This window comes from Microbacterium sp. Leaf179 (assembly GCF_001423785.1).
GTDB lineage: Bacteria > Actinomycetota > Actinomycetes > Actinomycetales > Microbacteriaceae > Microbacterium.
This window is the reverse complement of record NZ_LMPH01000002.1, coordinates 283,076-295,313: the sequence shown is the minus strand read 5'-3', so window position 1 is coordinate 295,313 and position 12,238 is coordinate 283,076. Positions and strand designations below refer to the sequence as shown.

General features: G+C 70.5%; 13 protein-coding genes. 7 read left to right on the top strand and 6 right to left on the bottom strand.

What is annotated here, in order from left to right; genetic code table 11:
- Positions 1-56 precede the first annotated feature (56 nt).
- The 4 genes from ASF96_RS08900 to ASF96_RS08885 are packed head-to-tail and all read right to left on the bottom strand — an operon-like array spanning position 57 to position 4,415.
- Complete coding sequence (locus ASF96_RS08900; protein ID WP_055938229.1) at positions 57-569, bottom strand: hypothetical protein; 513 nt, start codon at positions 567-569, stop codon at positions 57-59.
- A complete protein-coding gene (locus ASF96_RS08895) occupies positions 566-1,504 on the bottom strand; it encodes an NUDIX hydrolase (protein WP_055938227.1) in 939 nt (312 codons plus the stop codon). Before ASF96_RS08895 ends, ASF96_RS08900 begins: the two co-directional genes overlap by 4 nt.
- Complete coding sequence (locus ASF96_RS08890; RefSeq protein ID WP_055938222.1) at positions 1,501-3,666, bottom strand: RNA degradosome polyphosphate kinase; 2,166 nt, start codon at positions 3,664-3,666, stop codon at positions 1,501-1,503. Before ASF96_RS08890 ends, ASF96_RS08895 begins: the two co-directional genes overlap by 4 nt.
- Before the next feature lie 56 nt (positions 3,667-3,722).
- Positions 3,723-4,415: a winged helix-turn-helix domain-containing protein gene (locus ASF96_RS08885; RefSeq protein WP_055838310.1), complete on the bottom strand. Its 693-nt coding sequence runs from the start codon at positions 4,413-4,415 to the stop codon at positions 3,723-3,725.
- A 114-nt stretch (positions 4,416-4,529) separates the two neighbouring features.
- On the opposite strand from ASF96_RS08885, the gene ASF96_RS08880 reads away from it, so the two are divergent.
- From ASF96_RS08880 to ASF96_RS08865, 4 genes are all read left to right on the top strand, one after another.
- Positions 4,530-4,820, top strand: a complete 291-nt coding sequence (locus tag ASF96_RS08880; RefSeq protein WP_055838308.1) for a hypothetical protein — start codon at positions 4,530-4,532, stop codon at positions 4,818-4,820.
- A 168-nt stretch (positions 4,821-4,988) separates the two neighbouring features.
- Positions 4,989-5,588 carry an FABP family protein gene (locus ASF96_RS08875; protein ID WP_055838305.1) on the top strand — a complete coding sequence of 200 codons (600 nt, stop codon included), beginning with the start codon at positions 4,989-4,991 and terminating at the stop codon, positions 5,586-5,588.
- 2 nt (positions 5,589-5,590) lie between these two features.
- Complete coding sequence (ygfZ, locus tag ASF96_RS08870; RefSeq protein WP_082509508.1) at positions 5,591-6,679, top strand: CAF17-like 4Fe-4S cluster assembly/insertion protein YgfZ; 1,089 nt, start codon at positions 5,591-5,593, stop codon at positions 6,677-6,679.
- Positions 6,676-7,785: an FUSC family protein gene (locus ASF96_RS08865; RefSeq protein ID WP_162239414.1), complete on the top strand. Its 1,110-nt coding sequence runs from the start codon at positions 6,676-6,678 to the stop codon at positions 7,783-7,785. Before ygfZ ends, ASF96_RS08865 begins: the two co-directional genes overlap by 4 nt.
- A gap of 20 nt (positions 7,786-7,805) precedes the next feature.
- Here the strand turns inward: ASF96_RS08865 and ASF96_RS08860 are convergent, their stop codons facing one another.
- The gene (locus tag ASF96_RS08860) at positions 7,806-8,594 is read right to left on the bottom strand and encodes a class I SAM-dependent methyltransferase (RefSeq protein ID WP_055838299.1); all 789 of its coding nucleotides are present in this window, start codon (positions 8,592-8,594) and stop codon (positions 7,806-7,808) included.
- Positions 8,595-8,635: 41 nt separating this feature from the next.
- Here ASF96_RS08860 and ASF96_RS08855 point away from each other — a divergent pair, with 41 nt between their 5' ends.
- Positions 8,636-9,388 carry a phosphoglyceromutase gene (locus ASF96_RS08855; protein ID WP_055838296.1) on the top strand — a complete coding sequence of 251 codons (753 nt, stop codon included), beginning with the start codon at positions 8,636-8,638 and terminating at the stop codon, positions 9,386-9,388.
- A gap of 54 nt (positions 9,389-9,442) precedes the next feature.
- Here the strand turns inward: ASF96_RS08855 and phoU are convergent, their stop codons facing one another.
- Positions 9,443-10,120 carry a phosphate signaling complex protein PhoU gene (phoU, locus tag ASF96_RS08850; RefSeq protein WP_055838293.1) on the bottom strand — a complete coding sequence of 226 codons (678 nt, stop codon included), beginning with the start codon at positions 10,118-10,120 and terminating at the stop codon, positions 9,443-9,445.
- 169 nt (positions 10,121-10,289) lie between these two features.
- On the opposite strand from phoU, the gene ASF96_RS08845 reads away from it, so the two are divergent.
- Positions 10,290-11,504 (top strand): sensor histidine kinase, encoded by a 1,215-nt coding sequence (locus tag ASF96_RS08845; protein WP_055938216.1) that lies wholly within the window; start codon positions 10,290-10,292, stop codon positions 11,502-11,504.
- Entirely contained in the window at positions 11,501-12,184 is a 684-nt protein-coding gene (locus ASF96_RS08840) for a response regulator transcription factor (protein ID WP_055838286.1), read from the top strand. Before ASF96_RS08845 ends, ASF96_RS08840 begins: the two co-directional genes overlap by 4 nt.
- The last annotated feature ends 54 nt before the right edge of the window (positions 12,185-12,238 follow it).

Below are 12,238 nucleotides of genomic sequence, written 5' to 3'. Positions count from 1 at the left end.
CCGCGCCCGCACCCGCCGCTCATCGCACGTCGCGCCCGCCTCGCCCCCGGCCACCACTATCGAGCGGCACACGCCCCGGGTGACACCGCGACGGCGACAACGACGCCCGGCGGGCCCACCACGTCGTATCCGTCGTACGGAGCGCCGTCGTCGACCCGACCGACCCAGGTGTCGTCCGCCCGGGGCTCGATCCGCACGCGCGCCGGGTCGACGCTGAGCCCGCGACCGTCGGCCTTGAGCACCGCCTCCACCCGCGCCCAGGTGCGAGCATCCGCTCCCGGCAGGACGTTGTCGAGGCCGGTCGCCTCGGCGGGGACCGCGTCGACTCCCACCGACGCCGCTGAGCGTGAGGTCGCCACCACCGCCCACCCCTCCACATACGAGACGGATGCCGTGGCCTCGACCCCCGTGATACGCACGCGTCCGTGTTCACCGCCGCACGCGGAGCACCGTGACACGACGTCCGCCCCCGGGAGCAGCTCGGCGAGCAACGACCGCGACACCTCGCGGCGCGCCGCGCCCGGCGGGACCTCGCGCCACGCGACGCGGACGTCGAGGGGCAGGGTCACACCGGCGGCTCGTGCGTCTCGATGGCGACGATGCCCGCACCGGGGTGCGCCACCGGAATGTGCACGACCGAGAACCCGCCGGGTTCGAGCGCCGAGGAACTGCCCAGGTACGACCCGCGCATGGTGCCGGTGGCCAGTGCCATCTCGTTCAGGATGTCGGGCAGCACGGGACCGTGGCTGGCGAGGACGACGGGCTTGCGCGCCCGCACCCGCTCGCCGATGACGGTCCGCGCGTCGGAACGGCCCTCTTCCCAGGCGTCCTGGCTGATCTCGCCGCTGACCTGGATGCGTTGTCCGAGCGCGTGCGACAGGGGAGTGACCGTGCGGACGCAGCGCTCGGCGGGGCTCGAGACGATCCGGCGCACGCCGAAGGCGAGCAGCGGTCCGACGATGGCCTCGGCCTGTCGGCGTCCCCGCGTGGTGAGGGGGCGATCGTTGTCTTCGCCCTCCCATTCCTCGCGCGAGCGTGCCTTGGCGTGGCGCAGGGCGATCACGGGGAACGTGGGCAGTGCCTGCTCGTCGACCAACCGCGTGAACTCGTCGAGGATCTCGATGTCGACGGGGTAGCTGAGGTTCTTCCGCGCCTTCTTCAGGCTCACCCACTCGACAGCCGCCACCTCTTTGTTCGGCACGAATGACGAGGTGCGGACGGCGGCATCGGTGGCCTCGGCGGCCCAGTAGTGCACGATCTTGGTGCGCGAGCTCGGCATCCGGTACCGCGACACTCCGACCGGCACGCCGAGCGCCACGCGGATGCCCGTCTCTTCCCGGATCTCGCGCACGGCCGTCTCGGCGAGGGTCTCGCCGGGATCGACCTTGCCCTTGGGCAGCGTCAGGTCGCGGTACTTGGTGCGGTGGATGAGCAGGACGCGCAGCTTTCCGTCGACGACGCGCCACACCACGCCGCCGGCCGCATAGATCGCGGTCTCGGTCACCGCGCCGACCGTGCGCGGCGCTTGCGCTGGACGAGCGCCATCGTGTGCTCCTGCAGGTCGAGCAGCGGCGCGCCGTCGGCGTCGACGCTGTGACGCACCCACTCGCCCTCGGCACCGAGGTGCCACGAGCTCGTACTGTCGTCCATCGCGAGGCTGAACAGCGTCATCAATTCCTGAACCTGCGCGGGGTCGACCACGCGCACCAGGGCCTCGACGCGGCGGTCGAGGTTGCGGTGCATCATGTCGGCGCTGCCGATGAACACCTGCGGATCGCCGTCGTTGTCGAACGTGAAGATGCGCGAGTGCTCCAGGTAGCGACCGAGGATGGAGCGCACGGTGATGTTCTCGCTCATCCCCTCGACCCCGGGTTTGATCGAGCAGATGCCGCGCACCCAGACATCCACGGGTACCCCGGCCTGGCTGGCGCGGTACAGGGCGTCGATGATCTCTTCGTCGACCATCGAGTTGACCTTGATCCGCACGCCCGAGGTCTTGCCCTCGAGGGCGTTGCGACGCTCTTTGTCGATGTGGCGCAGCAGACCCTTGCGCAGGTGCAGGGGGGCGACGAGCAGGCGCTTGAACTTCTTCTCGATCGCGTACCCGCTGAGCTCGTTGAACAGACGGGTGAGGTCGCGCCCCACCTGGTCGTCGACGGTGAACAGGCCGAAGTCTTCGTAGATACGGCTCGTCTTCGGGTTGTAGTTGCCCGTGCCCACGTGGCTGTAGTGGCGCAGGCGTCCCTCTTCTTCTCGGATGACGAGGGCGAGCTTGCAGTGGGTCTTCAGCCCCACGAGGCCGTAGACGACATGCACGCCGGCCTTCTCGAGCTTGCGCGCCCAGACGATGTTGTTCGCCTCGTCGAAGCGCGCCTTGACCTCGACGAGGGCGAGCACCTGCTTGCCGGCTCCGGCGGCGTCGATGAGCGCCTGCACGATGGGGCTGTCGCCCGAGGTGCGGTATAGCGTCTGCTTGATGGCGAGCACGTGCGGGTCACGGGCGGCCTGCTCGAGGAAGGCCTGCACACTCGTGGCGAACGACTCGTAGGGGTGGTGCACGAGCACGTCGGCCTTGCGGATCGCGCCGAACAGGTCAGCGCGGCCATTCTGCTCCGCCGGCTGGAAGGCCAGCGCGGTCTTGGGCACATGGGGCGGGTAGCGCAGATCCGGGCGATCGATGCGCGACAGGTCGAACAGGCCGCGCAGGTCGAGGGCGCCGGGCAGACGGTAGACCTCCTGCTCGGTGATGTCGAGCTCGCTCAGCAGCAGCGAGCGGGTCACGTCATCCATGTCCTCGGTGATCTCGAGGCGGATGGGCGGCCCGAACCGCCGGCGCAGCAGCTCGGCCTCGAGCGCCTGGATGAGGTTCTCGGTCTCGTCCTCATCGATCGTCATGTCTTCGTTGCGGGTCAGACGGAACGCGTGGTGGTCGAGCACCTCCATCCCGGGGAACAGATCGCCGAGGTGGTTCGAGATGAGCTCCTCGAGCGGCAGGTAGCGCACGCCGGGGCCACCGCTGATCTCGACGAAACGGGGGAGCATCGGGGGCACCTTCAGGCGCGCGAACTCCTGTCGACCGGTGCGCGCGTTGCGGATGCGGATCGCGAGGTTGAGTGAGAGGCCCGAGATGTAGGGGAACGGGTGCGCCGGGTCGACGGCGAGCGGCATGAGCACCGGGAAGACGTTGCGCTGGAAGTACTCGGTCAGTCGAGCGGCCGTGTCTTCGTCGAGCGAGTCCCACGACACGACCTCGATGCCGGCCTCGGCCAGCGCGGGGCGCACCTTCTCGGTCCAGGCGGCGGCGTGGCGCTCCTGCAGGCGGTGCGCTTCGGCCGAGATGTCGGCGAGCACGTCGAGCGGTGCGCGGCCGACGTTGGTGGGTACGGCGAGGCCGGTGACGATGCGGCGTTTGAGGCCGGCGACACGCACCATGAAGAACTCGTCGAGGTTGCTGGCGAAGATGGCGAGGAAGTTGGCTCGTTCGAGCACCGGGACCATCGGGTCTTCGGCCAGTTCGAGGACGCGCTGGTTGAACGACAACCAGCTGATCTCGCGATCGAGGTAGCGGTGATCGGGGAGCTGGTCGTCGGCGGCCTCGACGGCCTCGTCGAAGTCGTCGTCGTCGGCGTCGCCGAGCCCGGCATCCAGCGCGTCGTGTTCCATCATTCCCACATCATGTCAGGGGTCGGTGACACGCGAGTGAACACGAGGTGCGTGCGTCGTCAGGAGGGGGAGGATGCCGCGGGCGCGGGGTCGTCTTCGTACACGTTGAAGCGGTACCCGACGTTGCGGACGGTGCCGATCAGCTGTTCGAGATCGCCGAGCTTCGCGCGCAGTCGTCGCACGTGCACGTCGACCGTGCGGGTGCCGCCGAAGTAGTCGTAGCCCCAGACCTCGCTGAGCAGCTGCTCGCGCGTGAACACCCGCGAGGGGTGCGTGGCGAAGAAGTGCAGGAGCTGGAACTCCTTGTAGGTCAGATCGAGGGGTTTGCCGTGCACCTTGGCCGAGTACGAGGACTCGTCGATCGAGATGCCCGAGGTCTGGATGCGCGTGGACACCTGGTCGGCGGCACGGCGCCCCATGGCCAGGCGGATGCGGGCGTCGATCTCGGCGGGGCCGGCGCCGACGAGCACCACGTCGTCGATGCCCCAGTCGGTCGAGACGGCGGTGAGACCGCCCTCGGTGACGATCAGCACGAGCGGGGCTTCCATGCCGGTCGTCGAGATGATCTTGCACAGCGACTTGGCGCCGACGAGGTCGAAGCGCGCGTCGATGAAGACGACGTCTGCGCTGGGCGCGTTCACCAACTGAGCGGGCTCGGCGGGGATCTGGCGCACGCGGTGGCTCAGCAGTTCGAGCGCAGGCAAGGCCGCTCCGCCGCCGGGTGCGGAGCTCAGAACCAGAAGCTGTGCCAAAGGGACCTCCCGCGCGACCTGCCGCGCACCCGCCCATCTTAGGGTGACGCGCCGCCGCGCGCCGTCATCGGCCCGCGCTCGCGCTCTCGGCCCGTCCTGGGTGATGATGGATCCATGTCGACTCCCGACCTCGCGCCGCGCCGGACTTTCGGCGGCATCGTCGCCGTGTGGGTACTCGCGCTGATCGCCGGAGTGGCCATCGGGGTGTTCGCCCCCGAGGGCTGGCGTGCGCAGTGGGTGACCGTCGCGCTCGGTGGTTGCCTGATCGTCGCCTTCGCCATCCAGCTCTGGTACGGGCGGTCGCAGGCGTTCATCCAGCGCATGGCGCTGAGCGCCCTCGGTGCGCTGCTCGTGCTCGGCATCGTCACGGCGGGTTTCGGTCTGGCATCCATCGTCAACGGATGACGGGTCGCGACGATCCGTCGAACTCGGTTCCCGGATAGACTCGCCTCATGGACCTCCTCGCGCTCGAACTCTTCTTCGTGGGACTTCTCGGCCTCGCATCGCTGGCGATCGCTTTCGTCTCCGGCACGGTCGTCTGGAACCTCTATCGCGGCCAGCGCTGAGCGCACCGTGATCGAGATTCCGACCGATCTTCCGGCCGACCTCGTCCCTCTGTCGTGGCTGGTCGGCGTCTGGGAGGGCACCGGCGTCATCGACTACGAGGTCGACGGGCACGCGTTCTCGGGTGAGTTCGCGCATCGCGTGAGCTTCAGCCACGACGGTGGGGGGTACCTCAACTACTCTGCCGACGCCTGGCTGCTCGACGGCGATGCGCGTCGTCCCCTGGTCGCCGAGACCGGGTACTGGCGCCTCGCGCGACCGGCGACAGACGCCGACGCGGGTCCCGCGTTGCTCCCGCCGTCCGCCCCGGCGGCGGTCCGCACCGCCGACGACGTCGAGGCTCTGCGCAACGCCGACGGCGGCTTCGACCTCGAGGTCAGCCTCGCCCACGCCGACGGCGTGCTCGAGCTGTACGTCGGCCAGGTCAAGGGTCCGCGCATCGATCTGGCGACCGACGCCGTGGTGCGCGCCGCCGGCGCGAAGCCGTACGCCGCGGCCACGCGCCTCTACGGTCTCGTCGACAACCATCTGCTGTGGGCCTGGGACATCGCCGCCCTCGGCCGCGAACTGGGCTCGCATGCGTCGGCGCGCCTGGCCCGGGCGGAATGACCATGGCTTCGCTGTCACAGGTTCCCGGCGCGGTCGTCGACGACGCGGGGCTGCGCCACGTCGGTTCTCCCGTCGCGGAACAGCGCCGTCTGGCATCCGGAACAGCCCTTGCCCCTCTGGGCGATCGCCGCGTCATCTCGGTGGGCGGCGAGGACCGGCGCAGCTGGCTCGACTCCCTGTCGTCACAGGCGCTGACGCACTTGGCCCCGGGAGTGTCGACGGAACTCCTCATCCTCGATCCGCAGGGGCGCGTCGAGCACGCGGCCTCGGTCGTCGACGACGGTGAGACGACCTGGTTGATCGTGGACGCGTCCGACGCCGAGGCGCTCCTGACCTGGCTCACCCGCATGCGCTTCCGCCTGCGGGTGGACGTGCGCGATCGTTCCGACGAACTGTCGGTGATCGGGGGCACGCGTGCCGCCGTCGAAGCCCTCACCGCGGCGGCTCCGGTCTGGGTCGACCCGTGGCCCGACGTCACCCCCGGCGGATGGGCGTACGCCCGTGTCGATCCGCATCCGGGAGCCGACCGTGACTGGGCCGAGGCGATCGTGGATGCCGAAGAGCTCGACCGCCTGATCGATGCCGCTGTCGCGGGAGAGATGGCGTTCGCGGGTCGTGACGCGGTCGAAGCGCTGCGCGTGGCCGCGTGGCGCCCGCGCGTGAGCGTCGACGCCGACGAGCGGTTGCTTCCGCACGAGATGGACTGGCTGCGCACCGCCGTGCACCTGTCGAAGGGCTGCTATCGCGGTCAGGAGACGGTGGCGAAGGTGCACAACCTGGGCCACCCGCCGCGTCGTGTCGTCGCGCTGCAGCTCGACGGGAGCGACAGTGTGCTTCCCGCGCGCGGTGATGCCGTGCGCGCGGGTGACAGCGTGATCGGCACGATCACCTCGGTCGCGATCCACCACGAAGACGGGCCCATCGCGTTGGCCCTCGTCAAGCGCACGGCCCCCGAGGGCGTGCCGCTCGTGGTGGACACGGCCGACGGCCCCATCGCCGCGGCCGCCGAGACCGTCGTGCCCGCCGACGCGGGCGCCACCGCGTCTGTACCGCGTCTGCCGCGCCTGGGTCGCCGCCGCGCCGCGGAATGAGCGCCGACGACTCGTCGACGACGGTCGGCGTCGTCGTTCCTCCCTCCCGTCTGCGTTCCACCCTGGGGCGACGTGTCGCGCGGGTGCGCGAGTCGCTGCCCGCGATCGTCCAGATCGTGGTCGCGGCCACCTCGGCGTACGCCTTCGCGCACTTCGTCCTGGGCCACCCGGTTCCGCTGCTGGCGGCGACGGTCACGGTGTCGAGCCTCGGACTGGTGCGTGACGCGCGACCCTGGCGTGTCGGTGAGACCGTCGTCGGCATGCTCGTCGGCATCCTGATCGCCGAGATCGTGCTGGTGACCGCCGGAAGCGGCTGGTGGCAGATCGCCGTGGCCATGTCGGTCACCCTGGTGGTCGCGCGCTTCCTCTCGCCGCAGCCGGGGTTCGCCCTCGCGGCGGTGGTGCAGTCGCTCATCGCCCTGGTGGTGGTGACCGGGGCGCCCTTCCTCCGCCTCGTCGACGGGGCCATCGGCGGTGTCGCCGCTCTGATCGTGACGGCGCTCATCCCGCGCACGCTGCGCCGCACCGAGCTCCGCGACGCCGACGAGCTGTTCGACGCGCTCGATGTGGCCATGGCGACGATCGTGCGGGCGCTGCGCCGAGGGGACCGCGCGCGGGCCGAGCGGGGCCTGGAACGCGCACGGTCCCTGCAGACCTACGTCGACGCGTGGAGCGGCTCGCTGGAGTCGGGCCGCGAGGTGGCGCGCATCTCGCCGTTCCTGCGCCGCCAGCGCACCGAGCTGCAGCGGCATGCCCGCGTGCGCGAGGCGCTCGATCTGGCCACGCGCAACCTGCGCGTCGTCGCCCGCCGCGCGGCGTACCTCTGCGTCGACGGTGAGGCGCGTCCGGTCCCGGCCGATCTGCTCGCCGAGCTCGCCCGCGGGGCGGGGCTGGTGCGCGACAGCCTCGACGACATCTCGCTCGAGCCCGTCGCCCGCGCGGCGGTGGTCGCGGTGATCCGACGGCTCGACCCCGCCGCGCTGCTAGCGGGCGGGGGTGTCGGAGAACTCAACCTCGTCGCGGCCCTGCGTCCGCTCGCCGTTGACCTGCTCGTGGCGGCGGGGATGCCGTCGGCCGAGGCGCGGGCGCTTCTCCCGCGCATCTGAGCGACCACGCCGAGTCGTGCTCAGAGCGGCGCGACGGCCTCCCACGCGACGCCGACCTCGCCCAGCCGCCACCGTTCCCGTCTCAGCAGCGGCCAGCCGGCGTCGGCGAGGGCGATCATGGCGACGCGCCACCGGTGGACGGAGCCGAAGGGCGCGACCACGGCCGCCCGCGTCCACTCCCGCTCGAGGGAGGCCACGAAGGCGTGCACCCGCTCGCCGTCCACGTTGCGGTGGATCAAGGCCTTGGGCAGGCGCTCGGCCGCGATCGCGGGGGAGTCGAGCTCTGCCAGGCGCAGCGAGATGGTGAGGCTGCGGGGAATGGCATCCGCCCCGATCTCGGCCCAGGTGGCGATGCGCCCGATCTCGTCGCAGGTGCCCTCGACCAGGATGCCGTCGGGTTGAAGCCGCGCGCACATGCGGCCCCAGGCGTCGGCGACGTCGTCTTCGTCGTATTGACGCAGCACGTTCATCGCGCGGATGACGGCGGGGCGTCGCCGGCCCGGCAGCGGCACCTCGAACCCCCCACGGGCGAAGGTGACGCCCGCGACGCCCTCCGCTTGCGCGCGGGCGCGGGCGACGCGATCGGCGTCGATCTCGAGCCCGACGACCGTGGCATCCGCTCTCTGCTTCGTCAGCCGGGCGAGGAGTTCCAGGGGCGTGACCGCGCTCGCGCCGAAGCCGAGGTCGACCACGAGGGGGTCGTCGGTGCGGCGCAGCACCGGATGCCGGGCGATCCACCGGTCCACCCGGCGAAGCCGATTGACCCCGGTCGTCCCGCGGGTCGGGCGGCCGACGGGGGAGGGAGTCACCGGAACATGATGCCAGCCGCGCGCGTCGATAACATGGAGGCATGACCGCGCCTCACACGCTGATCCTCCTCCGCCACGGGCAGAGCGAGTGGAACAAGACCAACCAGTTCACCGGCTGGGTCGACGTGCGACTCACCGACCAGGGCAAGGCCGAGGCGCAGCGCGGCGGCGAGATGCTCGCCGAGTCGGGCGTGCTGCCCGACGTGCTGCACACCTCCGTCCTCAGTCGCGCCATCCAGACCGCCAACATCGCGCTCGACGCCGCCGACCGTCTGTGGATCCCGGTGAAGCGCTCGTGGCGCCTCAACGAGCGTCACTACGGCGCCCTGCAGGGCAAGGACAAGGCCCAGACGCTCGAGGAGTTCGGCAACGAGCAGTTCATGCTCTGGCGCCGTTCGTTCGACGTTCCGCCGCCGGCCCTGCCCGCCGACGACCAGTACAGCCAGGTCGGCGACCCGCGCTACGTCGGCATCGACGGTGAGGTCCCCGCGACCGAGTCGCTGTCGATCGTCATCGACCGCATGCTGCCCTACTGGCACAGCGACATCGTCCCCGACCTCCAGGCCGGCAAGACCGTCCTGGTCACGGCGCACGGCAACTCGCTGCGCGGTCTCGTGAAGCACCTCGAGGGCATCAGCGACGCCGACATCGCCGAGCTGAACATCCCGACGGGCATTCCGCTCGTCTACCGCCTCGACGCCGACCTCAAGCCCCTCGGACCGGGGGAGTACCTCGACCCCGAGGCCGCCGCCGCGGGCGCCGCCGCGGTCGCCGCGCAGGGCAACAAACACTGACGCAACGACGAAGGGGTGGATGCCGATCGGCATCCACCCCTTCGTCGTCGGTGCTCAGATGACCGGGCTGGTCTCGACCTCGTCGTCGGCGCCGGCCCAATCGCCGGTCGCGAGGTAGACGACCTTCTTGGCGACCGAGACGGCGTGGTCGGCGAACCGCTCGTGGTAGCGGCTCGCGAGCGTCGCGTCGACCGTGGCCGTCGCTTCGCCCTTCCAGGTGTCGCCGAGCACCTTCTCGAAGACGCTGATGTGCAGCTCGTCGATGGCGTCGTCGGCGTTGCGGATCTCGTCGGCGATACGCAGGTCCTGCGTCCGCAGCAGCTCGGTGAGCTTGCGGGCGACCTCGACGTCGAACTCACCCATGCGGGTGAAGGTCGTCTTGAGGCCGCGCGGGATGGCGCGCTCGGGGAAGCGCGAGCGCGCGAGCTGCGCGATGTGCTCGGCCATGTCGCCCATGCGCTCGAGCGACGCGCTGACCCGCAGCGCCGTCACGACGATGCGCAGGTCGCGCGCGACCGGCTGCTGGCGGGCGAGGATCTCGATGGCGAGCTCGTCGAGCTCGAAGGCCTTCTCGTCGATGATGGCGTCGGCCTCGATGACCTCTTCGGCCATGGCGACGTCGCTCGATCCGAAAGCACGGGTGGCGCGGTCGATGGCGACCGTGACGAGTTCGGCGATCTCGACCAAGCGGCTCTGGACGTCCTCGAGGGACTGGTGGAATACTTCGCGCATCGCGGTACCTTCCGTCGGCGGCACGGCACACATACGTCCCGCTACCTTCGGGGATTCTTCCCAGCGAAGGTTAACGAGCGGTGCAGTGACAGTGAATAGTAGCCTCTCCCGACTGCCCGGCGGGGGTGAACGGCGGGTGACGTTCGATCGGCGGCTCTACGCTGGTGCCATGGAACACACGCAGCTCCCGCTGCTCGCGCTCCTCGTCGGACTCCTCGTCGGCGGCTCGGTGGTCGGCCTGCTGGTCGTCGCGCTGCGGGCCCGTGACCGCGCCATGGCGCAGACCTCCGTCGAAGTGCCCGAGGGCGTGGAGGCAATGCTGGGGGCCATGGACGACCCCGCGATCGTGTGCGACATGTCGTCGACCGTGCTGGCTCTCTCGCCCGCCGCCGAAGTCTTCGGGCTGCGATCCGGCGAAGTCATCGCGAGCGACGACCTGCGCCGCGTGGCGCGGGTGGCACGCGACACGGGCGCGGGCATCGGTGAGAACCTCCGGCTCCGCCGCGGTGCGGCCCCGGCCGAGCCCCGGCTGGTCGCCGTCCGCGCCACGCCCATCTCGGGGCGCCTCACCCTGCTGGTGCTGCGCGACATCACCGAGCGCGAGCGCGTCGAAGAGATGCGCCGTGACTTCGTGGCCAACACCAGCCACGAGCTGAAGACCCCCGTGGGGGCTGTCAGTCTGCTCGCCGAGGCCATCGAATCAGCCGCCGACGACCCCGATCAGGTCCGTCACTTCTCGTCGCGGCTGCAGGCCGAGGCGACGCGTCTGGGGGCGCTGGTCAACCGCATCCTGAGCCTGTCGCGGCTGCAGGCCTCCGATGAGCTGCGCGACGTCCGCGCGGTCTCGATCGACGAAGTCGTCACCTCGGCCGTCGAAGCCCACACCGTGCAGGCCGATCAGGCGCAGGTGACCGTGGTGCGCGGCGGCACGAAGGGGCTGTGGGTACGGGGAGAACCGCAGATCCTGACGGAGGCGGTCGGAAACCTCGTCGCGAACGCGATCGCCTACTCGCCGCAGGGGTCCAAGGTCGGGCTCGGCGTCAAACTCGACGACGGCGTCGTCGAGATCGCCGTGACCGACCGCGGCATCGGCATTCCCGAGGCCGATCAGGCCCGCGTCTTCGAGCGCTTCTACCGTGCCGATCAGGCACGCTCTCGCCGCACCGGCGGAACCGGGCTCGGCCTCTCGATCGTCAAGCACGCGGTGCAGCGCCACGGCGGTGAGGTGCGACTCTGGTCGCGGCCCGACCGAGGATCGACCTTCACCATCCGCCTCCCCCTGTCGGAGGCACCCGACATCGACCCCGCCCGTTCCAAACCGCGTCGCAAGGGCCGCAAGGCCGGCGGCGCGCCGACCGTCCCCGCGAAGGGAGACACCGCATGACTCGTGTTCTGATCGTCGAGGACGAACCCGACCTGGCCGACCCCCTGGCCTATCTGCTTCGTCGAGAGGGATACGAGGTCGAGATCGCCGAAGACGGCACGCTCGCGCTCGCCGCCTTCCGCGAGCGAGGAGCCGACATCCTGCTGCTCGACCTCATGCTCCCGGGCATGCCCGGAACCGAGGTGTGCCGCCAGCTCCGGCTGACGACGCAGGTGCCCATCATCATGCTCACGGCGAAGGACTCCGAGGTCGACATCGTCGTGGGTCTCGAACTCGGCGCCGACGACTACGTGACGAAGCCCTACTCCACCCGCGAGCTGCTGGCCCGCATGCGGGCGGTCCTGCGCCGACGCGCCCCGGAGGAGGCCGATCTCGACGACCGCATCCTCACCGGCGGACGGGTCGTGCTCGACATCGACCGGCACACGGTCGCCGTCAACGGTGCGGAGATCAGCATCCCGCTCAAGGAGTTCGAGCTCCTCGAGGTGCTCATGCGCAACGCCGGGCGCGTGCTGACCCGCGGCCAGCTCATCGACCGGGTATGGGGCACCGACTACTTCGGCGACACCAAGACGCTCGACGTGCACATCAAGCGCATCCGCTCGCGCATCGAAGAGAACCCCAGCGACCCCAGCATGCTCGTCACCGTGCGTGGACTCGGCTACCGCTTCGAGGGCTGACCCTCCCAGGAACGACGAAGGCGCCGACGATCGGATCGTCGGCGCCTTCGTCGT